Origin of the sequence: Aeromicrobium panaciterrae, from assembly GCF_039537165.1 — a bacterium.
Classification (GTDB): domain Bacteria; phylum Actinomycetota; class Actinomycetes; order Propionibacteriales; family Nocardioidaceae; genus Aeromicrobium; species Aeromicrobium panaciterrae.
Genome location: NZ_BAAAZZ010000002.1, coordinates 3,056,003 through 3,078,713, shown reverse-complemented (window position 1 = coordinate 3,078,713; position 22,711 = coordinate 3,056,003). Strand labels below are relative to the sequence as shown.

The window sequence follows — 22,711 nt, the reverse complement described above, 5'->3', positions numbered from 1 at the left end:
AAGATGCTCGCGTCCACTGTGAAGTTCTCAAAATACGTTCGGTCCCGCATAAAGATCCCGCGCCTACCAGATGTCCCTCGCGGGGTGAACCTGGTGGTTCGTGGGGGTATGCGGTCCGAGGAAACTGCTCTTACGAGCTGATCCCTCAGGACCCAACAGTGTGCCTGATTCGATGGATTCTTCAAAGCGAGGTTCCACTCTCCGAGGAGAAGTACTGACGCTCGTGGCATCCATCAAGCCAAATAGTCGACGATCCACTAGTGAGCTGAGCTGCACACGAACATTCGCCGTGTAAACAGACTCAAATGGACACCGTGTCTTGCGACCGGTGCCATGTGCTCCTTAGAAAGGAGGTGATCCAGCCGCACCTTCCGGTACGGCTACCTTGTTACGACTTCGTCCCAATCGCCAGCCCCACCTTCGACAGCTCCCTCCGTAAACGGTTGGGCCACTGGCTTCGGGTGTTGCCGACTTTCATGACGTGACGGGCGGTGTGTACAAGGCCCGGGAACGTATTCACCGCAGCGTTGCTGATCTGCGATTACTAGCGACTCCGACTTCATGGGGTCGAGTTGCAGACCCCAATCCGAACTGAGACCGGCTTTTTGGGATTCGCTCCACCTTGCGGTTTCGCAGCCCTTTGTACCGGCCATTGTAGCATGCTTGAAGCCCTGGACATAAGGGGCATGAAGACTTGACGTCATCCCCACCTTCCTCCGAGTTGACCCCGGCAGTCTCCTATGAGTCCCCACCATTACGTGCTGGCAACATAGAACGAGGGTTGCGCTCGTTGCGGGACTTAACCCAACATCTCACGACACGAGCTGACGACAGCCATGCACCACCTGTATACCGACTAAAAGGGGCCGTATCTCTACGGCTTTCCGGTATATGTCAAACCCAGGTAAGGTTCTTCGCGTTGCATCGAATTAATCAGCATGCTCCGCCGCTTGTGCGGGCCCCCGTCAATTCCTTTGAGTTTTAGCCTTGCGGCCGTACTCCCCAGGCGGGGCGCTTAATGCGTTAGCTGCGGCACGGAGACCGTGGAAGGTCCCCACACCTAGCGCCCAACGTTTACGGCATGGACTACCAGGGTATCTAATCCTGTTCGCTCCCCATGCTTTCGCTCCTCAGCGTCAGGTAATGCCCAGAGAACCGCCTTCGCCACCGGTGTTCCTCCTGATATCTGCGCATTCCACCGCTACACCAGGAATTCCGTTCTCCCCTGCATACCTCTAGTCTGCCCGTATCGGACGCACGCTCAGGGTTGAGCCCTGAGTTTTCACGCCCGACGTGACAAACCGCCTACGAGCCCTTTACGCCCAATAATTCCGGACAACGCTCGGACCCTACGTATTACCGCGGCTGCTGGCACGTAGTTGGCCGGTCCTTCTTCTGCAGGTACCGTCACTTTCGCTTCGTCCCTGCTGAAAGAGGTTTACAACCCGAAGGCCGTCATCCCTCACGCGGCGTTGCTGGATCAGGCTTTCGCCCATTGTCCAATATTCCCCACTGCTGCCTCCCGTAGGAGTCTGGGCCGTGTCTCAGTCCCAGTGTGGCCGGTCACCCTCTCAGGCCGGCTACCCGTCATCGCCTTGGTGAGCCATTACCTCACCAACAAGCTGATAGGCCGCGAGCTCATCCTTCTCCGCCGGAGCTTTCCACCTCAGAACATGTGATCCGAGGTCATATTCGGCATTAGCCATCGTTTCCAATGGTTATTCCGATGAGAAGGGCAGATTGCTCACGTGTTACTCACCCGTTCGCCGCTCGTGTACTCCCGAAGGAGCCTTACCGCTCGACTTGCATGTGTTAAGCACGCCGCCAGCGTTCGTCCTGAGCCAGGATCAAACTCTCCGTTGAAAGCAGTTAAGTACTGCTCAAACTTCAGTTCGACTCTGACAAACTATTTGCTGACAAATAAATTGTCGGAATTGATTTCCATCAAGGTCCACGCGAGCCGAAGCCCTCGTGGATGGTCTCGACGGGGTACTACTAATTAATCTCGTCGACTTTTGGCACACTGTTGAGTTCTCAAGGATCAGACGCACACCGAAACCGCAGACCAATCGGCCTGGAGTTTTGGGGCAACTCGTCTAACTTACACCGCTCGTTTTCACCGGTCAAACCCGGGTCGGTCACGATGTGGCTGCCAGCTCCGAGCGACCCGCCTTGCGGCTTTTCGCTCCGTCGTGCTGTGCAACGAGTAGAACACTACGGGGCAGGTTTCCCGCACGTCAAATCGGGGTCCTGTGGCTAGCGTCACATGGCCTCCAGCCCCTGAAATTGCAGGGTTCAGGACACCGACACGCCCGAAATCGCCCGCTTCCCCTTGCGCAGGACGACCCATTTGCCGTGCAGCAGATGGTCCTCCGAGAGCACCAGATCCGGGTCGGAAACTCGCTCGTTGTTGACGTACGCTCCCCCGTCGGCCACAGCTCGCCTGGCCGCGGACTTCGAATCGGCCAGGCCCGTGGCGACAAATGCGTCGACAATCGTCGGCGAGTCGGACGCCTTGAGCTCGACAGCTCCGGCTTCACGGAGTGCAGCACCGAGAGTTGTCTCGGGTAGATCCGTCAGCTCAGCTCGCCCGAACAGTGCCCCTGAGGCGAGTTCTGCAGCAGCGGTCTCGTCGGCTCCGTGGACGATCGTGGTCACCTCGGCAGCCAACCGGCGTTGCGCGGCACGCAGTCCCGGCTTCTCGGCGTGCTCTGCCTCGAGCGCGGCGATCTCGTCGACCGGTACGAAGGTGAACTGGCGGAGGTACTCGCCGACCTTGGTGTCCTCGGCCTGGATCCACGACTGGTAGAACGCGTAGGGACTGGTCAGCTCGGGGTCGAGCCACACGGTGCCGGACTCGGTCTTGCCGAACTTGGTGCCGTCGGCCTTCGTGATGAGCGGCGTCGCGAGGGCGTGGACCTTGGCGCCGTCAGCCCGGCGTACGAGCTCGACGCCGGCGGTGATGTTGCCCCACTGGTCACTGCCGCCCGTCTGCAGCACGCAGCCGTGGCGACGGTGCAGCTCGAGGTAGTCGAGCGACTGGAGCAGGACGTAGCTGAACTCGGTGTAGCTGATGCCGGCCTCGAGCCGCGCACTCACCACCTCGCGGGCGAGCATGCGGTTGACCGGGAAGTGCTTGCCGATGTCTCGCAGGAAGTCGATCGTGCTGAGTCCGGCCGTCCAGTCGAGGTTGTTGACCAGGGACGCGGCGCTGTCTCCGTCGAGATCCACGAAGTGTGAGACCTGCGTTCGGATGCGCTCGACCCATTCGGCCGTCGTCTCCTTGGTGTTCATGACCCGCTCGCCGGCTTCCTTGGGATCGCCGATGAGTCCGGTCGATCCGCCGACCAGGATCAACGGCCTGTGCCCCGCGAGCTGGAGACGCCGCGCCGTCAGCAGCTGGAGGAGGTTGCCGATGTGCAGGCTGGGAGCGGTCGGGTCGAATCCCACGTAGAACGTGATCGGGCTCGTCATGTCGGCCCGCAGTGCGTCGGGGTCGGTCGAGTGCGCGATCAGCCCGCGCGCCTCCAGGTCATCAAGTACGTGGGTCACGGAGCCCATTGTCACCCACGAGGGTCACAGGACCGGAGCAGGGACCTGGCCGGGCTTGACCGCCAGAACGGGAATCGTGGCGTCGAGCAGGATGCGCTGCGCCGTGCTCCCCATGACGAACTTGCCCACGGGCGAACGTGGACGCAGTCCGATGACCAGCAGGCTCGCGGACGTCTCTTCGGCAACCCTGAGGATCTGGGCTGCGGTATCGGTGCCGACGGGCTGCTGGATCGTCACCTTGGAACCCACCAGCTCATGGAGTCGCTGACGCAGCGTCTCGAGCTCGTGACCGCGAACGAATCCGGGTGCGTCGAGCCCGTCGTCCTTCGTCACGTTCACGACGATCAGCGTGTCGTCGGTGGCGTTGGCACGGGCAACGCCGTGCTCCAGTGCGGCCTCGCCGTACTCGTTGCTGCGGTATCCGACCACGACCGACATCGGGTGTGCCTCTCTGTGTTGGGCTCCCCTCCCACGTCGATCTTGGCCTACATCGCGCCACCGTGTCACACGGTGTGATCAGACGCACGGAATAGCCGGGCACGACCTCACAGTTGAACTCTGCGTGAGCAACGTGAAGGTAGACATCTGGTCGGACGTGGCGTGCCCGTGGTGCTTCATCGGCAAGCGCCGGTTCGAGGCTGCAGCGGCTGAGTTCTCGTCCGGCGGCAACTCCGTCGAGGTCGAGTATCACTCGTTCGAGCTCTCCCCCGATACCCCGGTCGACTACGCGGGGACGCACAGCGACTTCCTGTCCACGCACAAGGGAATTCCCGAGGCGCAGGCCAGCCGAATGCTGGCTCAGATGACCGAGCTGGGCAAGACGGTCGACATCGCGTACGACTACGACGCCCTGCACACGACCAACACGATCAAGGCGCACCAGCTTCTGCACCTGGCGAAGTCTCACGGACTGCAGGTGGAGATGAAGGAGCGCCTGCTCAAGGCGTACTTCGAGGAGGGCCGCCACGTCGGCGAGACCGATGAGCTCGCAGACCTCGGAGCGGACGTCGGCCTGGATCGTGACGAGGTGGTCAAGGCACTCGAGTCGGACCAGTTCCTCGACGACGTCTTGGCCGACAAGGCGCAGGCGGTGGCGTACGGGATCAACGGCGTGCCGTTCTTCGTGATCAACGGCAAGTACGGCGTTTCGGGCGCACAGGAGTCGGCGGTCTTCGTCGACGTGCTGACGCAGGCAGCTGCGGAATGACCGGCCCGTTCGAGATGGTCGGCGACGACGCACCCGTCTGCGAGGACGACTTCTGCGAGATCCCGGACGCCTCAGCCGACTGAGGCGCGAGGGCTTCGGCGGTAGGCCGACACCGTGGGATCCCCGGTGATCCAGAAGCGCCATGGCACGTCCGCCGCCTTCGACACGCCGACACGCGGTCCCTCGCTGATGTCCGGTGTCGTTGTCGGTGCTGGGCCCAGACGTACGGAGGCGCCGCCGAGCAGATCGGTGCCCAGATCCTCCAGCGTGAGTCCCAGCGCCTTGGCGACGTTGCCGGGGCCGCGTGCAAGTGAGCTGTCCTTGACGAGCTCTCCGCGTCGCCGGCGCGCCAGTTCGACGCCATCGACGATCTCACCAGCACGGATCAGCACCGCTGAAGCGGTCTCGGTCGGGCCCGTGACGATGTTGGCGCAGAAGTGCATGCCGTAGGAGCGGTAGACGTACAACCGCCACGGCGCGCCGAACATGATCTCGGATCGCGGAGTACGGGTGAAGGCGTGCGAGGCGGGGTCGTTGACTCCCCCGTAGGCCTCGACCTCGGTGATCCGCGCCGAGACTCCATGACCGTGCAGGATGCGGCCCAGCAGTCTGCGGGCGTGATCCGTGACCTCCACGCGCCGAGGCTAGCCGACGCGGGCGCGGAGCTCGTCGAGTTGTTCGGCGAGGCGAGCCGGTGCCGTGCCGCCACGAGCGCTGCGGGACGCCAGCGATCCTTCGACCGTGAGCACCTCGCGTACGCCCGGCGTGAGGAGCGGTGAGATCGCGGCGAAGTCGTCGTCACTGAGATCCCAGAGCTCGATGCCGCGCTGCTCGCAGGCCTGCACGCAGGCACCGGAGATCTCGTGCGCGTCGCGGAACGGGACACCCTGCCGTACGAGCCACTCGGCGACATCGGTCGCGAGCGCGAATCCCTGGGGAGCCAGCTCCGCCATCCGCTCGGTGTCGAACGTCAGCGTCGCGATCATGCCCGTGAACGCGGGCAGCAGGACCTCGAGCGTGTCGATCGAGTCGAACACCGGCTCCTTGTCCTCCTGCAGGTCACGGTTGTATGCCAGCGGCAAGGCCTTGAGCGTCGCCAGGAGGCCCGTGAGGTTGCCGATCAACCGGCCGGACTTGCCGCGCGCGAGCTCGGCGATGTCAGGGTTCTTCTTCTGCGGCATGATGCTCGACCCGGTCGAGAACCCGTCGTGCAGCGTGACGAAGCCGAACTCCTTGGTGTTCCAGATGATGATCTCCTCGGCCAGCCGGGAGATGTCGATGCCGATCTGTGCGGTGACGAAGGCGAACTCGGCGACGAAGTCGCGAGCGGCGGTGCCGTCGATCGAGTTGGCCGTCGAGTCGGTGAAGCCGAGATCCTTCGCGACCCGTTGCGGGTCGAGGCCGAGTGACGACCCGGCGAGAGCACCCGATCCGTACGGCGAGTCGGCCGCAACCCGGGCGTCCCAGTCGGCGAGACGGTCGAGGTCGCGTACGAGGGGCCAGGCGTGTGCCAACAGCTGGTGCGAGAGCAGCACGGGCTGGGCGTGCTGCAGGTGCGTGCGACCCGGCATGGGTGCGTCGAGGTGCGCCGTGGCCTGGTCGGCGAGTGCCGTGACGAGTCCGCGTACGAGGTCGCCGATGGCCGTGGCGTGATCGCGGAGGTACATCTTGAACAGCGTCGCGATCTGGTCGTTGCGCGAACGTCCGGCACGGAGCCGGCCGCCGAGCTCGGGGCCCAGCCGTTCCAGGAGTCCCCGCTCCAGTGCGGAGTGGACGTCCTCGTCGTCGGGCTGGGCCGTGAACTCGCCCGACTCGACATCGGCGGCGAGCGAGTCGATGCCGGCGATCAGCGCCGTGAGGTCGTCGCGGCTCAGCAGCCCTGCCGCCTGGAGGACGCCAGCGTGTGCCCGGGATCCAGCCAGGTCGTACGGCGCGAGACGCCAGTCGAAGTGCGTCGACCGCGAGAGTGCGACGAGCTCGGGCGACGGCCCCGAGGCAAAGCGGCCACCCCACAGCGACGTGTTGTCAGAGTCGTTCACGGGATCTCCTTGGTCGGTGCGGCGAGTGACATCAGCCGCTTGGCCACGGCGTCACCGCCAAGCGGGTCACGGCAGATGAGCAGGACGGTGTCGTCTCCCGCGATCGTGCCGAGCAGGTCGGGCTGGCCGGCGTGGTCGACCGCCGACGCGAGGTATTGCGCGGCGCCCGGCGGGGTGCGGAGCACGACGAGGTTGGCCGACGACTCGGCGGCGACGAGAAGCTCGCGGCAGATGCGAGCCAGCCGGGTCTGGGCTGCGGCCGTGTCGGGGGCCACTCGTGGGGTGCGATCCCCGCCCTCGGCCGGGACGGCATAGACCAACCCGCCGTCAGGATGGCGGACGCGTACGGCATCCAGCTCAACCAGGTCTCGCGAGATCGTCGACGGCGTGGCGTTGACCCCGCGCAGCTCGAGCAGCTCGGCGAGATCGCCCTGGGAACGTACGGGCTCATGGCTCAGCAGCTCGACGATCAGCTGCTGCCGAGCACTCTTGGTGTCGGGAACCGTCATGCCGACTCCCCTGCCTTGTCGAGCAGCCAGATCATCAGCGCCTTCTGGGCGTGGAGGCGGTTCTCCGCCTCGTCCCAGACGACGCTCTGCGGTCCGTCGAGCACCTCGGAGGAGATCTCGAGGCCGCGATAGGCCGGCAGGCAGTGCAGCACGATCGCGTCGGGCGCCGCCTTGGCGAGGGTGTCGGCGGTGATCGAGTAGGCGCCGAACAGCTTCAGGCGTGCTTCCTTCTCGCCCTCCTGGCCCATCGACACCCAGGTGTCAGTGATGACCACGTCAGCACCGGCGATGGCGGCATCCGAGTCGTCGGTGATCGTCACGGATCCGGCGGTGGTGGCGGCGATCGCCTCTGCGTCGGCGACGATCGTGACGTCAGGCTGGTAGCCCGCCGGCGCACCGATGCGCACGTGCATCCCGGCGAGTGCCCCACCCAGCAGGTAGGAGTGGCCCATGTTGTTGGCACCATCGCCGAGGTAGGCGACCGTCAGCCCGGCCAGCGCACCCTTGTGCTCGATCACGGTCTGCCAGTCCGCCAGGATCTGGCACGGGTGGAAGTCGTCGCTCAGGGCGTTGATGACGGGTACGCCGGCGTGGGCGGCCATCTCCTCAAGACCGGCCTGGGCGTACGTGCGCCACACGATGGCGCTCGTCATCCGGCCCAGCACCTTGGCGGTGTCGGCCGTCGACTCGCCACGCCCGCTCTGGGTCGTGGCGGTGTCGAGGATCAGCGCGCTGCCGCCGAGATCGGCGATGCCGACCCCGAAGGACACCCGGGTGCGGGTCGATGCCTTGTCGAAGATGACGGCAACGGTCTGCGGTCCCGCCAAGGGCTGGCGGGCGTAGGGGGCGGCCTTGACCGCGGCCGCCAGGGCGAGCACCTCGGCCTGCTCGGCCGGGGAGAGGTCGTCGTCGCGCAGGAAATGCCTCATGAGCCCACCTCGTCGAGCACCGCGCGCAACGTCGTGACGGCGTGAGCGGCGTCGTTCTCGGAGAGGATCAGCGGTGGCGCCAGGCGCAGGCGATCGGGTGTCGGGGCGTTGACGATGAGGCCGGCGGCAAGAGCAGCCTTGGCGATGTCGGCGGAGACCGGCCGGGCAAGGACGACTCCCACCAGCAGGCCGCGGCCCGCCGTCGCGGTCACCAGCGGATGGTCGCCGAGTCCCCGACGCAATTGGTCGCCGATCGTGGTGACGTGGTCGAGGAGCTTGTCGGACTCGATCGTCGAGATGACGGCAAGCGCAGCCGCGGTGGCAACGGGGTTGCCGCCGAAGGTCGTGCCGTGATCGCCCGGCTGCAGCAAGGTCGCGGCGTCGCCGAGCGCGATGCAGGCACCGATGGGGATGCCGCCACCGAGACCCTTGGCCACCGTGATGAGATCGGGTGAGATGCCCGACTGCTCGAACGCGAACCATGCGCCAGTGCGACCAATGCCCGTCTGGATCTCGTCGAGCCACAGCAGGGCCCCGTGCTCCGTGGTGACGTCGCGGGCGGCGTTCAAGTAGCCGTCGGGTGGGGCGATGACGCCGGCCTCGCCCTGGATCGGCTCGAGGAGCACCGCCGCCACCGAGTCGTCGACGGCGGCCTCGAGCGCAGTCACGTCGCCGTACGGCACCCAGGTCACGTCGCCCGGCAGCGGCTCGAACGGAGCGCGGTAGGCCTCCTTCGACGTCAGAGCGAGGGCGCCCATCGTACGGCCGTGGAAGGATCCCTCGGCAACGACGACCTTGGTGCGGCCGGTACGACGAGTGGCCTTGAACGCGGCCTCGTTGGCCTCGGTGCCGGAGTTGGTGAAGAAAACCCGGCCCGGATGACCCGCGAGCTCGAGGAGCTTCTCCGCGAGCTCGATCTGTGGCTCGGAGGCAAAGAAGTTGGAGACGTGGCCGAGCGTCTGGAGCTGCCGTGTCACCGCTTCGAGGATCGCCGGGTGGGCGTGGCCCAGCGCGTTGACCGCGATGCCGCCGAGCAGGTCGAGGTATTCGTTGCCATCGGCGTCCCAGACGCGCGAGCCCTCACCGCGGACCAGGACCGTCTGCGGCTGCCCGAACGTGTTCATGACAGAACCCTGGTAGCGAGTCGTCCAGTCACTGACAGTCATGTCTTGTCCTTCGTCACGCTGGTCGAGTAGAGCGCCGTACGAATGCGCGTCTCGGCGTGCGGCACCACCTGGGTGCCGACACCTTCATCGGTGAAGATCTCCAGCAGCACGGCGTGGGGCTCACGACCGTCGATCACCGTGGCGCGGCTGACCCCCTCCTGGACGGCTTTGAGGCAGGCCGTCATCTTGGGGATCATGCCGGTCGAGAGCGTCGGGATGATCTCGGCGAGCGACTCGGGGCTGATCTCGCCGATGACGTCGGTGCTGTTGGGCCAATCGGCGTACAAACCTTCCACGTCGGTGAGCACGAGCAGCTTCTCGGCACCCAGCGCGACGGCCAGTGCGGCTGCGGCGGTGTCCGCATTGACGTTGTGGACCTGGCCCGAGGTGTCGGGCGCCACGGTCGAGACCACCGGGATGCGGCCGGCGTCGATCAGGTCGAGCACGGCTTCGGGGCGTACGCCCACGACCTCGCCAACCAGCCCGATGTCGGTCTCGACACCATCGATGACCGGCATGGTCTTCTGGGCGGTGAAGAGTCCGCCGTCCTCACCGGAGAGCCCGACGGCGAGATCGCCATGCTGGTTGAGCAGGCCCACCAGCTCACGGCCGACCTGGCCGGTGAGCACCATGCGCACGACGTCCATCGTCTCGGGCGTCGTGACCCGCAGTCCGCCACGGAACTCCGACTCGATGCCGAGCTTCTCGAGCATCGCGTTGATCTGGGGCCCACCGCCGTGCACCACGACGGGCTTGAAACCCGCCAGCCGCAGGAACACGATGTCTTCGGCGAAGGCGGCCTTGAGGGCGTCGTCGGTCATGGCGTTGCCGCCGTACTTCACCACGATGACCTTGCCGTGGTACTTCTTCAGCCACGGCAGTGCCTTGGCGAGCGTGGCGGCCTTGGCGGTCGCCCGCTTCCAGTCGTCCGGGTCCCAGACGTGCTCGGGTGCGTCGAACTCGGTCATGAGGAATACGCCGAGTTCTCGTGGACGTACGCCTGCGTGAGGTCGTTGGTCCAGATGGTGCCGGTCTCCGAGCCAGACTTGAGGTCGATCGTGACGCTGACTGAACGGTCGGACAGGTCGATCGAGTCGGGCGACTCCCCCGGCCCGCTCTTGCGGCACACCCACACTCCGTTGAGCGCCACATCGAGGTCTGCCGGGTCGAACGCAGCCTGGGTGGTGCCGACCGAGGCGAGGATGCGGCCCCAGTTGGGGTCCCTGCCGTAGATGGCGCACTTGAAGAGGTTGCTCCGTGCCACCGATCGGCCCACCTCGAGCGCGTCGTCGACCGAGGCGGCGTTGACCACCTCGATCGCGATCTCGTGGTCGGCACCCTCGGCATCGGCCAGGAGCTGCATCGCCAGGTCGCGGCAGACCGTGGTGACGGCCTCGGTGAACGCCGCGGGGTCGGGCTGGGTGCCGCTCGCGCCGCTGGCCATCAGCAGCACCGTGTCGTTGGTCGACTGGCAGCCGTCGGAGTCGAGCCGATCGAAGGTCAGCGCCGTGGCAGCACGCAGCGCTGCGTCGGCCGTCGCCGCATCGACGTCGGCGTCAGTCGTCACGACGACCAGCATCGTGGCCAGCGCCGGCGCGAGCATGCCGGCGCCCTTGGCCATTCCGCCGACCGTGAAGCCCTCCCCATGCGCCACGGACTCCTTGGCGACGGTGTCGGTCGTCATGATCGCGGTCGCGGCCGCTGCGCCGCCATCGGTCGATGTCGCGTCGAGTGCGGCATGCACGCCCGAGAGCAGTGCGTCACGGTCGTTGAGCAACCCGATCAATCCGGTCGAGCACACCTGTATGTCGATCGCGCCGACCCCCAAGGCCGTCGCGACGGTCTCGGCGGTGTGGTGCGTCGTCGCGAAGCCCTCGGGACCGGTGTAGCAGTTGGCGCCACCGGAGTTGATCACGACGGCGACGGCCGAGCCGGACTTGATGGCCTGTTCGCTCCAGAGCACCGGATTGGCCTTGCAGCGGTTGCTGGTGAACACGGCGGCGGCGGCGTGCGACGGCCCGTCGTTGACGACGAGCGCCACGTCAGGAGCGCCAGTCGACTTGAGGCCGGCGGCCACACCGGCAGCGCTGAATCCCTTGGCTGCAGTGACGCTCATGACGGGGTCCCCGCGAAAGCGCGAGCGGACCCATGGCCAAGCCCAGGTGCGCTGCTTGTGCAGCGAGTGGTTTCGTGGGGAAGGCTCATGGTGCGACCCCGATCGTGGAGAGGCCCGTGGTCTCGTCGAGGCCGAGGGCGAGGTTCATGGACTGGAGGGCGCCGCCGGCGGTGCCCTTGACCAGGTTGTCGATCGCCGAGACCGCCACCAGCCGGTTGGCGCGCTGGTCGATCGCCACCTGGATCTGCGCGGTGTTGGCGCCCAGCGTCGCGGCCGTCGTCGGCCATCGACCTTCGGGCAGCAGGTGGACGAACGGCTCGTCGCGATAGACCGTGTCGTACGCAGCGCGTACCGCTTCGATGTCGGTTCCGGGCGCGAGGCGGGCCGTGGTAGTGGCGAGGATTCCGCGTGCCATCGGCACCAGCGTCGGGGTGAACGAGATTGACACCTCGTCTGCACCGGCGAGTCGCAAGTTCTGCATGATCTCGGGCACGTGACGGTGGACGCCGCCGACGCCGTACGGCGACGCCGCGCCTAGGCCCTCGGACGCCATGAGGTGCGTCTTGGGGGCCTTGCCCGCTCCGGAGAACCCGTTGGCGAGCACGGCGACGAGATCGGTCGACTCCACCAGTCCGGCGGCGATCGCAGGCTGGATGCCGAGCGTGACGGCGGTGACGTTGCAGCCGGGTACGGCGATGCGGCCGACGCCCTTGAGGTTGTCGCGTTGCCGACCGTCGCCCACGATCAGCTCCGGCAGGCCGTAAGGCCACGTACCGGCATGCTCGCCCCCGTAGAACTCGGCCCAGTCCTCAGCCGACTGCAGCCGGAAGTCGGCTCCGCAGTCGATCACCAGGACGTCGTCGCCGAGCGCCGCGGCCACGGCCCCGGACTCACCGTGCGGCAGCCCGAGGAACACCACGTCGTGACCTGCCAGCGACTCGGTCGTCGTCGGCTCGAGGATGCGGTCAGCCAGCGGTACGAGGTGCGGGTGGTGGTCGCCGAGCGGCGTACCGGCGCTGGACGCTGCCGTCAGCGCACCTATCTCGATGTCGGGATGCGCCAGGAGCATGCGCAGGACCTCGCCGCCGACGTATCCGCTGGCGCCGGCCACGGCAGCCGTGATCGTGGTCATGTCTTCACCTTTGCAGACGTGGGCATGGGTCAGTCCGTCCCGAGGTCCATCGCCGCCGCATCGAGCGCCTGCTCCTCGAGCTCCTCGACCGCGGTGACTGTGGTGGTCGACTTCGCCTCGATGCGGGTCGCACCACCCGCCGGCAGCTCGCCGAACAGCGTGCCGTGCTCGACGAGCACCTGGCCCTGGTCGAGCGGCTGTGACGCGTACAGCTCGAGCATCGCTCGCGAGTCCGCGATGTCGAGGTTACGCATCGTGAGCTGGCCGATGCGGTCGGTCGGGCCGAACACGGCGTTCTCGGTGCGCTCCATCGACAGCTTCTCGGGGTGGTAGGAGAAGTTGCTGCCCTGGGTGTCGAGGATCGAGTAGTCCTCTCCGCGCCGCAGACGCAGCGTGACGTCACCGCTGACGACCGAGGCGATCCAGCGCTGGACGGACTCGCGGAGCATCATCGCCTGCGGGTCGAGCCAACGGCCTTCGTACATCAGCCGGCCGAGACGACGACCGTGCTGGTGGAAGTTGGCGATCGTGTCCTCGTTGTGGATCGCGTTGACGAGCCGTTCGTACGCGATGTGCAGCAGCGCCATGCCGGGCGCCTCGTAGATGCCGCGGCTCTTGGCCTCGATGATGCGGTTCTCGATCTGGTCGGACATGCCGAGGCCGTGCCGTCCGCCGATCGTGTTGACGTAGTGCACGAGGGCGACCGGGTCGCCACCGAACGTGTCGCCGTTGATCGCGACAGGCTTGCCCGCCTCGAACGTGATGGTGACGTCCTCGGTCGCGATGTCGACCGAGGGGTCCCAGAACTTGACACCCATGATCGGTTCGACCGACTCGAGCGAGGTGTTGAGGTGCTCGAGGGTCTTGGCCTCGTGCGTCGCGCCCCAGATGTTGGCGTCGGTCGAGTAGGCCTTCTCCTGGCTGTCGCGGTAGGGCAGGTCGCGCTCGGTGAGCCACTGGCTCATCTCGTGGCGCCCGCCGAGCTCGGCGACGAAGTCGGCGTCCAGCCACGGCTTGTAGATCAGCAGGTCGGGATTGGCCAGGAGTCCGTAGCGGTAGAACCGCTCGATGTCATTGCCCTTGAACGTCGACCCGTCGCCCCAGATGTTGACGCCGTCCTCGTGCATCGCGCGTACCAGAAGCGTGCCGGTGACGGCGCGACCCAACGGCGTGGTGTTGAAGTACGTGCGTCCGGCGGACCGGATGTGGAACGCTCCACACGCCAGGGCGGCAAGTCCCTCGTCGACGAGAGGGCGCTTGCAGTCGATCGCCCGGGCCAGCTCGGCGCCGTACTCCATCGCACGGCCGGGGATGCCGGAGATGTCGGGCTCGTCGTACTGTCCGATGTCGGCGGTGTAGGTGCACGGAACGGCGCCCTTGTCGCGCATCCAGGCGACGGCGACCGAGGTGTCGAGGCCCCCCGAGAAGGCGATGCCGACGCGTTCGCCGACGGGAAGGCTGGTGAGGACTTTGGACATGTCTCACATTCTTGCACACGACCGCAATTTCTTGCAGTCAGGTGGCGAATCGAAATTCGTGACGTTGCCCACGCGCACCACCCTAGGATGCTCGGATGAAGCGGATCGCGCTGCGCGTCCTTGCGCTGCTCCTGACCGCGGGGGTGCTGATCATCCCCGTGCTGGCCGGCATGATCCCGAGCACCACGCCGACTTCGCCCGACCCCGTGACGATCACCGACTACCGGGCTGACTACGTCGTGAACGCCGATGGCACGCTTGCCGCCAAGGAGGTCGTCACGGCCGAGTTCCCGTTCGGACGGCACGGCATCTTCCGCTTCTGGGACCTGGCCGACCCGACCGACGAGACCGTGCGGCTGGTCCCCGAGGACATCAACGTCACTCTCGACGGCCAGTCGGTACCCCACGACCTGCAGTGGCAGAACGGCCGTCGCTACCGCGTCGCCAAGATCGGCGACCCGGACAGCTATGTCTCCCCCGGCGTCCACGCCTACACGATCACCTACACGATCAAGGGCGCCCTCTCCCCCACATCCGCCAACCCCGGCGCGTTCGCCTCGTCGAGCTGGACCGACAAGCAGAAGGCCCAGTCGGTGTTCAACTGGAACGTCGTGGCGCCTGGCTGGCAGATGGACATCCAGAAGTCGACGATCCACATCACGCTGCCGAAGCCGTCGGGCAAGGTGCAGTGCACGTCGAGCTTCGACGGCACCGGACCGTGCACGATCGACGGCGCCGGAACCGACAACGTCACCGTCAGCACGGGGCCGCTCGCACCGCGGACGCCGGTCACCGTGCGCATCGGGCTCCCCCAGCCGCCGCCGGACCGCGTGACGGTGCCGTGGCCCATCGCGTATGACCGCGTGCTGGGGCGCAGCGTCCCGGTGATCGGCGTTCTCGCCGCGCTGGCGGTTGCCGCACTCGCCTTCGGCTATGCGCTCGATCGCAAGTCCCGCGAACCGGAACCCGGCTACCCCGTGATGTACGAGCCGCCGCGGGGTCTGGGTCCCGTGCAGACCGCGTACATCACCACCGAGTCGGTGCCGTCTCGCGGCCTCGTGGCGACGCTGCTCTACCAGGCCGAACAGGGGCTGACGAAGCTCACCGAGAACGGCAGCAAGTCGTGGACCATCACGGGCATCGGCGACGAGAAGGCCTGGGCCGCGACCGACGACGTCACCCGCTACGTCGGCGAAGGCCTCGGCGTCACCAGCCCGGGCGGCACGTTCAAGTCGTCGGGTTCGTCCGCATCGGCCGGCCACACCCTCCAGACCGTCAAGAGCGGGCTGCCCGGCGCGACCTCGGCGTGGGCCAGCGGTATCGGTGCCTCACGCACCTCGGCGTCGGAATGGGTCGCGCGTCTCGCGGTGATCCTGGCAGGCATCGCCACCGCCGTCCTGGTGATCTTCATCCGGCCGCCGGTGTCGGCGTACGTGCTGCCGTTCGCCGCGTTCGTGATCGGCGGCATCGGGCTGCTCACCTCAGGCGTCGGCCAACGGCGTACGACCCTGGGTCGCCAGCTGTGGTCGCAGGCCGGCGGGTTCGAGCGCTTGCTGTCGACCGACTCGGCCAAGACCCGGTTCGACTTCAGCGGCAAGAAGGACCTCTACACGTCGTACATCCCGTACGCCGTCGCGTTCGACGTCGCCGACCGCTGGGCCAAGAAGTACGAGATCGAGACGGGATCACCTGCGCCCGTGCCCGTCTGGTACTCCTCCACCAATGCGGGAAGCAGCGGCCTCGGCTTCTTCGGCAGCCATGACGCCTACTCCGGCTTCGAGTCCTCGCTGTCCTCATCCATCAGCGCCTACGCGGCCACCCAGTCGTCCAGCAGCGGAGGCGGTGGCGGAGGCGGTGGCGGCGGAGGCGGTGGTGGAGGTGGCGGCGGCGGTTCCTGGTAGCTCGACACCTCAACTTCAATCAAGGGAGAACCATGCTCTGGATCATCGTGGCGATAGTCGCCGCACTCGTCCTGTTCGCGGTCTACGCGTTCAACAAGCTCCGCCGGGTCGACATCGGCGCACAGGAGGCACTGGGCGGCATCGACGTCCAGCTCACCCGCCGCGCCGACCTGATCCCCAACCTCGTCAGCACGGTGAAGGGATACGCCCAGCACGAGAAGGGCGTCTTCGAGGCCGTGACGGAGGCCCGCGCCGGCGTGGCCGCTGCGGCCAAGAGCGGATCGCCCGCAGACAAGGCGGCCGCCGACGCCAAGCTCAGCAAGGCGATCATCGACGTCATGGCGGTCGCCGAGGCGTACCCCGAGCTCCAGGCCTCGGCCAACTTCCAGTCGCTGCAGGCCGAGCTGGCCGAGACGGAGAACAAGATCTCGTTCGCGCGGCAGTTCTACAACGACGCGGTGGCCAAGCTCAACGGACTCGTCAAGACGATCCCGTGGCTGTTCTTCACCGGAATCGCGGGCGTCTCGGCCCGTGAGTTCTACGACGCGCCCGAGGGCCAGGCCACAGCCCCGACCGTCACGTTCTGACCGACGTGACGAGGCCTCCTGCCGATCCGGCAGGAGGCGAGGTCCTAGGCGCGCAGCGTCGCGCCCACTGCGGTCGCCGACTGGATCGCAGCGTCGCGGGCCGACTTGATCTCGTCGTCGGTCAACGTACGGTCAGGTGCCCTCAGTCGCAGCGCGAACGCCAACGACTTCTTGCCCTCGGGCACCTGGTCTCCCTGGTAGACGTCGAACAACCGTACGGACTCGATCAGGTCGCTCACGTCCTCGATCGCGCGCTGCACCGTGATGGCAGGCAATTGGGCGTCAACGATGAATGCGAGGTCCTCCTTCGCGACCGGGAAGGTCGAGAAGTCGGGCCGCGGACCGATGCGCGGAGCGGCAGCGATGAGGGCGTCGAGGTCGATCTCGGCACCCACCACGCGCGGCGGGAGACCGTACGCCTTGAGCACCCGCGGGTGCATCTCGCCGGCGTGACCGATCACCGCTCCGTCGAGGACGAAGGCGGCGCAACGACCCGGGTGCCACGGCATCTGCTGGGCCTGCTCGACCGTCAGGTCGACATGCAGGACCTCGGCGAGGTGCTGGACGATCGCGACCGCATCGCCCCACGAGACTGCGCGCCCGGGACCGGACCACCCGTTCGCCTCACGCGCACCCGCCATCAGCAGGGCGACGTGCTGCGGCTGGTCCGGGAGCGCGTCGTACAGCGCCTCGAGCTCGGTATCGGAGGGGCGTGCGTCGACGCCGTAGATCGGTGCCGTGCCGTCACCGCGCGGGTTGAACACGCGACCCGTCTCGACGATGCTGACGTCGCCGTGACCACGGCCGATGTTGAGCACCAGCGCCTTGAACAGCCCCGTGAGCAGGGTTGTCGTCATGCCGGGCTCTTCGGCTGACAGCGGGTTGGCGAGAAGCACCTGACGGCGACGTACGTCATCCGCAGGCAGTCCGAGCCTGTCCCAGTCGGCTGGGCCGGCGAACGGGAACGTCTTGACCTCGATCAGGCCTTCACCCGCGAGCACCATGCCGACTCGGCGTCGGATGACCTGCGCGGTGGTGAGACCGCGACCGGCCGGGGCCTCCGGGAGCACCGACGGCACCTTGTCGTAGCCCACGACGCGGAGCACCTCTTCGACGAGGTCGTAGGGGTCGTTGATGTCGAAGCGCCAGGTCGGCGGCACTGCCGTCACCGTGTCATGGTCGAGGTCGACCTCGATGGCATTGCCCTTGAGCGCCGCGACGACCGTCGCCGCGTCGATGTCGACGCCCGACACCCGCGCCGGCAGGTCGACGCGCATCGTGACCGCGGTGGCCGCCGGAGCCTCGCCGACGACCGTGAGGCCCTCGTCGATCGTTCCGCCACCGTGCTCGACCAGGAGCTCAGCCACCCGCTGCGTCGCCCGCGCCGGCAGGGCGGGATCGACGCCACGTTCGTAGCGCTTGGATGCCTCGGACGGGAGCTTGTGACGACGGACCGTACGCGCTGTCGTCACCTGGTCCCAGTGCGCCGCCTCGATGAGCACGTCGGTCGAGGTCTCGGACAGCTCGGTGTCCTCACCACCCATCACTCCGGCCAGGCCGATCGGACCTCGGTCGTCGCAGACGACGGTGTCCTCGGCGGAGAGCGTACGGACGACGCCGTCGAGCGTCGTGAGCTTCTCACCCTCTTGGGCCTGGCGGACGACGATGTCGCCCTCGAGCTTGGCCAGGTCGTATCCGTGGATCGGGTGGCCGAGCTCGAGCATCACGTAGTTGGTGACGTCGACGGCGAGCGATATCGACCGCATGCCGGCCTGCTCGATGCGCTGTGCCATCCAGCGCGGCGACGGACGGGTCGGGTCAAAGCTCCGAACGATGCGTGCCGCGAACACCGGGCAGCGGTGCGCGTCATCGACCTTCACGGGGTAGCCCGTGCCGTTCGAGGGCACGTCGATGTCCGCGGGGTCGCTGAAGTCGAGCCCGTACGCGAGCGCCGTGTCACGCGCCACGCCGCGCAGCGACAGCGCATAGGCGCGGTCGGGGTTGACCTCGAGGTCGAGCACCTCGGCACCGAGGCCGAGCAGCTCGATCGCGTCGTCGCCGACCTCGGCGGTGCCGGGTTCGACGACGATGATGCCGCTGGCGTCACCGGCGAGGCCGAGCTCTGCGCTGGAGCAGATCATGCCGTCGGACACGTGGCCGTAGGTCTTGCGCGCGGCGATCGCGAAACCACCCGGCAGCACGGCACCGGGAAGGGACACGATCACGAGGTCACCCTCGACGAAGTTGTGGGCGCCACAGACGATGCCGCGACCGCCGTCCTCGTCGTTGTGGTCGGGCCCCACGTCGACGCGACACCAGTTGATCGTTTTGCCGTTCTTCTGCTCCTCCTTCTCGAGGGAGAGCACGCGGCCGACCACGAGCGGGCCGACCACGGAGTCGCCGATGATCTCCTCGAGCTTGAGGTCGAACGCCGTGAGGCGCGCGGCCAGCTGCTCGGTGGTGACGTCGGCGGGCACGGCCACGATCTCACGCAGCCAGGAGACGGGAACGCGCATGCTCACAACCCTCCCGTTTCAGAAGAAGGGTCACGGTACGGGAGGGCTGCGAGCAGTCCCCCATGGTTCACTCGCTGGCGCTCGCTCACAGCTCGACTCCGAATGGCTCGGTGAAGCGGATGTCGCCGTCGAAGACATCGCGCAGGTCGGCGATGTCGTAGCGAGAAGTGATCGTACGGTCCAGGCCGATGCCGAAGGCGAAGCCGGAGTAGCGCTCGGGGTCGACGCCGCAGGCGATCAGGACGCGCGGGTTGACGACCCCGCATCCGCCCCACTCGACCCAGCCCTCGCCCTTGCAGGTGCGGCAGGACGCGACGGCCTCCGGCTCGTTGTGGCAGACGTAGCAGAGCAGGTCCATCTCGGCGCTCGGCTCGGTGAACGGGAAGTAGGAGGGGCGGAACCGCGTCGTCATGCCGTCGCCGTAGATCGCCCGGGCCAGGTGGTCGAGCGTCCCCTTGAGGTGCGCCATCGACAGTCCCTCGTCGATCGCGAGACCTTCGACCTGGTGGAACACCGGTGAGTGCGTGGCATCGAGCTCGTCGGTGCGGAACACCCGACCGGGACACACGATGTAGATCGGCGGCTTGCGCGTCAGCATGGTGCGAGCCTGCACGGGTGACGTGTGCGTACGCAGCACCATCGCCGCCGACTCCGGCTCGACCCAGAACGTGTCCTGCATCGTGCGCGCCGGATGGTCGGGGCCGAGGTTGAGTGCGTCGAAGTTGAGCCACTCGGCCTCGACCTCGGGTCCCTCGGCGACCTCCCAGCCCATCGCGACGAAGATGTCGGCGACGTGCTCCTGGATCGTGGTGATCGGGTGACGAGCGCCCGTGGGTCGTACGTCGACCGGCAGCGTCACGTCGACCGCCTCGGTGACGAGCGCCAGCTCCTCGGCAGCCGTCTCGAGCTCCGCCGTCTTGGCGGCGAGAGCCTGGCTGATCGCTCCGCGTGCCTCACCGACCCGTTGACCGGCCTCCTTGCGAGCCTGCGGCTGGAGGGCGCCGATCTCGCGGTTGGCGAGCGCCAACGGGGAGCGGTCACCCGCGTGATCGATGCGTACCTGCTTGATGGCCTCGATCGTGTCGGCGCCGGCGATCGCGGCCAGGGCCTCGTCGCGCATACGGGTGACCTCGTCGGCCCGCAACGGGGTCACCTCGACGGGGTCGTACTCGGAGTTGGGCGCGGACATGCCGACCTTTCAGCAGTGGGTGGTGCAGTCGACTTTATCGGGCGCGACGTGCTGCGGGTCAGTCGGTCATGCCCTCGGGCTCGTTGATCGGGTACCACGTGCTGATGCTCGCGCCCCCACCCTCGGCGTCGGTGATCTCGACCTGCCCCCCGTGCTCGAGCACGATGCCGCGCACGATGTACATGCCGAGTCCGCTGCCGGCTCCCGGGCCCGCTCGCCAGAAGCGGCTGAACACGCGCTGGCGCATCTCCTCGGGGATGCCCGGACCGTTGTCGAGCACGTACAGGATGACGCCATCCTGGCCGCCGACCGTGTGGTTCTGCACCAGGACCTGCTTGAGACCGAAGCCGTGGCGCAAAGCGTTCTCGATGAGATTGGTGACGACCTGGGCGATGCGGTCGCTGTCACCCCAGATCAGGTCGAGGTTGTCGCCGATGCTCACCTCGAACGGAGGTGTCGCACCGCCTGAGACGTTGCGAAGAACGTGGCGCACGACCTCGTCGAGCTTGACGGGCCCACGCTTGAGCGTAAGGCGACCGGCATCGATGCGCGCAGCGTCGAGCAGCTCGGTGATCAGGCGGCTGAGGCGGTCGGCGTCAGCATCGACCGTCTCGAGCATGAACTGGCGCTGCTCCTCGGAGAACTTGTCCCACTTCGTGAGCAGCGTCGAGGTGAAGCCTTTGATGCCGGTCAACGGCGAGCGCAGCTCGTGCGCGACCGTGGCGACCAGGTCGGAGCGTTCACGGTCCCGCTGGTTGCGCACGCGGGCGTTGCGGATGCTCACGACGACCTGCCGCACGGGTCCCCCCGGCCTGTCGCGGACCAGCGATGCCGTGATGAGGTATTCGCTGCCCTTGGGAGACCACCAGGCCTGCTCGGAGATGCGCGTGCGGGTGGCAATGCCGTCGTACGGGCGCGTCGAGTCGTACCACGGGTTGCCGTTGAGGTCGTCGAACGGCACGGCTTCGCGCAGGTGCATGCCGATCATCTCGTCGCCCTCGGCGCGGGCCATGTGCCGAATGCGCTCGTTGACGTATTCGACCGACCCGTCGGGGCCGGCGATGATGATGCCGTCCGGGAAGTCGTCGAGGTCCATGAAGGGTGAATCTAGTCCCTAAGAACTACTCGGCACGACCTGACGCCCCATGTCGAGCGGTCAGCTGCGCGCCTGGGCCGTGGCATACAGGCACACGGCAGCCGCGGTGGCGAGGTTGAGGCTCTCGGCCTTGCCGTAGATCGGCACCGACACGACCCGGTCTGCCGCGGCCTGGATCTCGGCGGGCAGCCCCCACGCCTCGTTGCCCATCAGCCACGCCGTCGGTGCCGTGAGGTCGAGCCCGGTGTCGTACAGGCCGACGGATCCCCCGCCGTCTGCGGCGAGCACCTGCAGGCCGGCTCCCTGGAGCCGTCGAAGGACGCCGTGGAGGTCCTTGTCGATCACGATCGGCAGGTGGAAGAGGCTGCCGACCGTCGCCCGCACGGACTTGGGGTTGTAGGGATCGACGCTGTCTCCGGCGAATATCACGCCATCTGCACCGGCGGCGTCGGCCGCGCGTATGACGGCCCCGGCATTGCCCGGGTCGCGGATGTCGGCGCACACGACGACAAACGACGGCGTGGACGCCATGAGCACGTCGAGCGAGCGGTCGATCATGGCGCAACGGGCCACGACACCTTGCGGCTGCACCGTGTCGGCGATCGCCTCGACGACGACGTCGGTCACGACGTACCAGGTGATCGCGGCCGACTCGGCCGCAGACCGCAGGTCCGGGTGCTGCTCGGTGGCGGCCGCCGTGGCGAACACCTCGAGCGTGGCGCCCTCGACATCGAGCGCCTCCCGTACGGCCTGGGGTCCTTCGGCGAGGAACTCGCGGTTGTCCTCGCGGAACGCACGAGTGGCGAGCCGCCTGGCGTGCTTCACACGTCCGGAGCGGACGGTGAGCTCACCGGGCAGACTCGCCACCACGTGAAGGGAACCGCGGTCAGGCCGCGGCGCCGTCCTTGGGTGCGTTGACGTCGGCCGGGATGTTGTCCTTGGCCAGCTGCACCAGCGTCGAGAACGACGCGGGATCGTTGACAGCCATGTCGGCGAGGATCTTGCGATCGACCTCGACACCAGCTGCCTTGATGCCCTGGATGAAGCGGTTGTAGGTCAGGCCCTCGGCGCGGACGGCAGCGTTGATGCGCTGGATCCACAGCCGACGGAAGTCGCCCTTCTTGGCCTTGCGGTCACGGTAGTTGTAGACCAGCGAGTGGGTGACCTGCTCCTTGGCCTTGCGGTAGAGCCGCGAACGCTGACCGCGGTAGCCCGCAGCGCGCTCCAGTGTCTGGCGGCGCTTCTTCTGTGCGTTGACAGAGCGCTTGACGCGTGCCATCTCAGTTCTCCTTCA

19 protein-coding genes and 1 rRNA gene are annotated in these 22,711 nt (G+C 67.1%); 3 read left to right on the top strand and 17 right to left on the bottom strand.

The window, feature by feature from the left end; translation table 11 throughout:
- Positions 1 to 346: 346 nt before the first annotated feature.
- From ABD683_RS16045 to ABD683_RS16035, 3 genes are all read right to left on the bottom strand, one after another.
- Positions 347 to 1,863: ribosomal RNA gene (locus ABD683_RS16045) — 16S ribosomal RNA — on the bottom strand.
- Between the two features lie 432 nt (positions 1,864 to 2,295).
- The gene (gene tyrS, locus ABD683_RS16040) at positions 2,296 to 3,561 is read right to left on the bottom strand and encodes a tyrosine--tRNA ligase (protein WP_344771076.1); all 1,266 of its coding nucleotides are present in this window, start codon (positions 3,559 to 3,561) and stop codon (positions 2,296 to 2,298) included.
- Between the two features lie 15 nt (positions 3,562 to 3,576).
- Entirely contained in the window at positions 3,577 to 3,990 is a 414-nt protein-coding gene (locus ABD683_RS16035) for a universal stress protein (RefSeq protein ID WP_344771075.1), read from the bottom strand.
- Positions 3,991 to 4,123: 133 nt separating this feature from the next.
- Between ABD683_RS16035 and ABD683_RS16030 the strand changes: the two genes are divergently transcribed.
- Complete coding sequence (locus ABD683_RS16030) at positions 4,124 to 4,759, top strand: DsbA family oxidoreductase (RefSeq protein WP_344771074.1); 636 nt, start codon at positions 4,124 to 4,126, stop codon at positions 4,757 to 4,759.
- 71 nt (positions 4,760 to 4,830) lie between these two features.
- On the opposite strand, the gene ABD683_RS16025 is transcribed toward ABD683_RS16030, so the two are convergent.
- The 9 genes from ABD683_RS16025 to argG all read right to left on the bottom strand — a co-directional run bounded on the left by ABD683_RS16025 (position 4,831) and on the right by argG (position 14,128).
- Positions 4,831 to 5,394 carry a DNA-3-methyladenine glycosylase gene (locus tag ABD683_RS16025; RefSeq protein ID WP_344771073.1) on the bottom strand — a complete coding sequence of 188 codons (564 nt, stop codon included), beginning with the start codon at positions 5,392 to 5,394 and terminating at the stop codon, positions 4,831 to 4,833.
- Between the two features lie 9 nt (positions 5,395 to 5,403).
- Positions 5,404 to 6,798, bottom strand: coding sequence for an argininosuccinate lyase (gene argH / locus ABD683_RS16020; RefSeq protein ID WP_344771072.1), 1,395 nt, complete (start codon positions 6,796 to 6,798; stop codon positions 5,404 to 5,406).
- The gene (locus tag ABD683_RS16015) at positions 6,795 to 7,307 is read right to left on the bottom strand and encodes an arginine repressor (RefSeq protein WP_344771071.1); all 513 of its coding nucleotides are present in this window, start codon (positions 7,305 to 7,307) and stop codon (positions 6,795 to 6,797) included. Before ABD683_RS16015 ends, argH begins: the two co-directional genes overlap by 4 nt.
- Complete coding sequence (gene argF / locus ABD683_RS16010; RefSeq protein WP_344771070.1) at positions 7,304 to 8,236, bottom strand: ornithine carbamoyltransferase; 933 nt, start codon at positions 8,234 to 8,236, stop codon at positions 7,304 to 7,306. Before argF ends, ABD683_RS16015 begins: the two co-directional genes overlap by 4 nt.
- Positions 8,233 to 9,402, bottom strand: a complete 1,170-nt coding sequence (locus tag ABD683_RS16005; protein ID WP_344771069.1) for an acetylornithine transaminase — start codon at positions 9,400 to 9,402, stop codon at positions 8,233 to 8,235. The genes argF and ABD683_RS16005 overlap by 4 nt, the downstream gene beginning before the upstream one ends.
- A complete protein-coding gene (argB, locus tag ABD683_RS16000) occupies positions 9,399 to 10,370 on the bottom strand; it encodes an acetylglutamate kinase (RefSeq protein WP_344771068.1) in 972 nt (323 codons plus the stop codon). Before argB ends, ABD683_RS16005 begins: the two co-directional genes overlap by 4 nt.
- The gene (gene argJ / locus ABD683_RS15995) at positions 10,367 to 11,518 is read right to left on the bottom strand and encodes a bifunctional glutamate N-acetyltransferase/amino-acid acetyltransferase ArgJ (protein ID WP_344771067.1); all 1,152 of its coding nucleotides are present in this window, start codon (positions 11,516 to 11,518) and stop codon (positions 10,367 to 10,369) included. The genes argB and argJ overlap by 4 nt, the downstream gene beginning before the upstream one ends.
- Positions 11,519 to 11,603: 85 nt before the next feature.
- Positions 11,604 to 12,650: an N-acetyl-gamma-glutamyl-phosphate reductase gene (gene argC, locus ABD683_RS15990; protein WP_344771066.1), complete on the bottom strand. Its 1,047-nt coding sequence runs from the start codon at positions 12,648 to 12,650 to the stop codon at positions 11,604 to 11,606.
- Positions 12,651 to 12,679: 29 nt separating this feature from the next.
- A complete protein-coding gene (gene argG / locus ABD683_RS15985) occupies positions 12,680 to 14,128 on the bottom strand; it encodes an argininosuccinate synthase (RefSeq protein ID WP_344771065.1) in 1,449 nt (482 codons plus the stop codon).
- 95 nt (positions 14,129 to 14,223) lie between these two features.
- Between argG and ABD683_RS15980 the strand changes: the two genes are divergently transcribed.
- Positions 14,224 to 16,029: a DUF2207 domain-containing protein gene (locus ABD683_RS15980; RefSeq protein WP_344771064.1), complete on the top strand. Its 1,806-nt coding sequence runs from the start codon at positions 14,224 to 14,226 to the stop codon at positions 16,027 to 16,029.
- A gap of 32 nt (positions 16,030 to 16,061) precedes the next feature.
- Positions 16,062 to 16,616: a LemA family protein gene (locus ABD683_RS15975; protein WP_344771063.1), complete on the top strand. Its 555-nt coding sequence runs from the start codon at positions 16,062 to 16,064 to the stop codon at positions 16,614 to 16,616.
- A 44-nt stretch (positions 16,617 to 16,660) separates the two neighbouring features.
- On the opposite strand, the gene pheT is transcribed toward ABD683_RS15975, so the two are convergent.
- The 5 genes from pheT to rplT form a co-directional block, all read right to left on the bottom strand.
- Positions 16,661 to 19,132 (bottom strand): phenylalanine--tRNA ligase subunit beta, encoded by a 2,472-nt coding sequence (pheT, locus tag ABD683_RS15970; RefSeq protein WP_344771062.1) that lies wholly within the window; start codon positions 19,130 to 19,132, stop codon positions 16,661 to 16,663.
- Positions 19,133 to 19,217: 85 nt separating this feature from the next.
- On the bottom strand, positions 19,218 to 20,321 hold the full coding sequence (gene pheS, locus ABD683_RS15965) for a phenylalanine--tRNA ligase subunit alpha (RefSeq protein WP_344771061.1): 1,104 nt from the start codon (positions 20,319 to 20,321) through the stop codon (positions 19,218 to 19,220).
- Between the two features lie 58 nt (positions 20,322 to 20,379).
- Positions 20,380 to 21,417: a sensor histidine kinase gene (locus ABD683_RS15960; protein ID WP_344771060.1), complete on the bottom strand. Its 1,038-nt coding sequence runs from the start codon at positions 21,415 to 21,417 to the stop codon at positions 20,380 to 20,382.
- Between the two features lie 60 nt (positions 21,418 to 21,477).
- Positions 21,478 to 22,284 carry a TrmH family RNA methyltransferase gene (locus ABD683_RS15955; RefSeq protein WP_344771059.1) on the bottom strand — a complete coding sequence of 269 codons (807 nt, stop codon included), beginning with the start codon at positions 22,282 to 22,284 and terminating at the stop codon, positions 21,478 to 21,480.
- A gap of 19 nt (positions 22,285 to 22,303) precedes the next feature.
- Positions 22,304 to 22,696 (bottom strand): 50S ribosomal protein L20, encoded by a 393-nt coding sequence (gene rplT / locus ABD683_RS15950; RefSeq protein WP_344771058.1) that lies wholly within the window; start codon positions 22,694 to 22,696, stop codon positions 22,304 to 22,306.
- Positions 22,697 to 22,711: the final 15 nt, after the last annotated feature.

What these genes read in the sequence shown, in the direction of transcription:
- argB (WP_344771068.1), bottom strand. Translation starts at nt 10,370, where the DNA reads ATGACCGAGTTCGACGCACCCGAGCACGTCTGGGACCCGGACGACTGG.
- pheS (WP_344771061.1), bottom strand. Translation starts at nt 20,321, where the DNA reads ATGTCCGCGCCCAACTCCGAGTACGACCCCGTCGAGGTGACCCCGTTG.
- ABD683_RS16005 (WP_344771069.1), bottom strand. Translation starts at nt 9,402, where the DNA reads ATGACTGTCAGTGACTGGACGACTCGCTACCAGGGTTCTGTCATGAAC.
- rplT (WP_344771058.1), bottom strand. Translation starts at nt 22,696, where the DNA reads ATGGCACGCGTCAAGCGCTCTGTCAACGCACAGAAGAAGCGCCGCCAG.
- ABD683_RS16035 (WP_344771075.1), bottom strand. Translation starts at nt 3,990, where the DNA reads ATGTCGGTCGTGGTCGGATACCGCAGCAACGAGTACGGCGAGGCCGCA.
- argG (WP_344771065.1), bottom strand. Translation starts at nt 14,128, where the DNA reads ATGTCCAAAGTCCTCACCAGCCTTCCCGTCGGCGAACGCGTCGGCATC.
- argJ (WP_344771067.1), bottom strand. Translation starts at nt 11,518, where the DNA reads ATGAGCGTCACTGCAGCCAAGGGATTCAGCGCTGCCGGTGTGGCCGCC.
- ABD683_RS16015 (WP_344771071.1), bottom strand. Translation starts at nt 7,307, where the DNA reads ATGACGGTTCCCGACACCAAGAGTGCTCGGCAGCAGCTGATCGTCGAG.
- ABD683_RS15960 (WP_344771060.1), bottom strand. Translation starts at nt 21,417, where the DNA reads ATGGACCTCGACGACTTCCCGGACGGCATCATCATCGCCGGCCCCGAC.
- ABD683_RS15980 (WP_344771064.1), top strand. Translation starts at nt 14,224, where the DNA reads ATGAAGCGGATCGCGCTGCGCGTCCTTGCGCTGCTCCTGACCGCGGGG.
- argF (WP_344771070.1), bottom strand. Translation starts at nt 8,236, where the DNA reads ATGAGGCATTTCCTGCGCGACGACGACCTCTCCCCGGCCGAGCAGGCC.
- ABD683_RS15975 (WP_344771063.1), top strand. Translation starts at nt 16,062, where the DNA reads ATGCTCTGGATCATCGTGGCGATAGTCGCCGCACTCGTCCTGTTCGCG.
- pheT (WP_344771062.1), bottom strand. Translation starts at nt 19,132, where the DNA reads ATGCGCGTTCCCGTCTCCTGGCTGCGTGAGATCGTGGCCGTGCCCGCC.
- argC (WP_344771066.1), bottom strand. Translation starts at nt 12,650, where the DNA reads ATGACCACGATCACGGCTGCCGTGGCCGGCGCCAGCGGATACGTCGGC.
- tyrS (WP_344771076.1), bottom strand. Translation starts at nt 3,561, where the DNA reads ATGGGCTCCGTGACCCACGTACTTGATGACCTGGAGGCGCGCGGGCTG.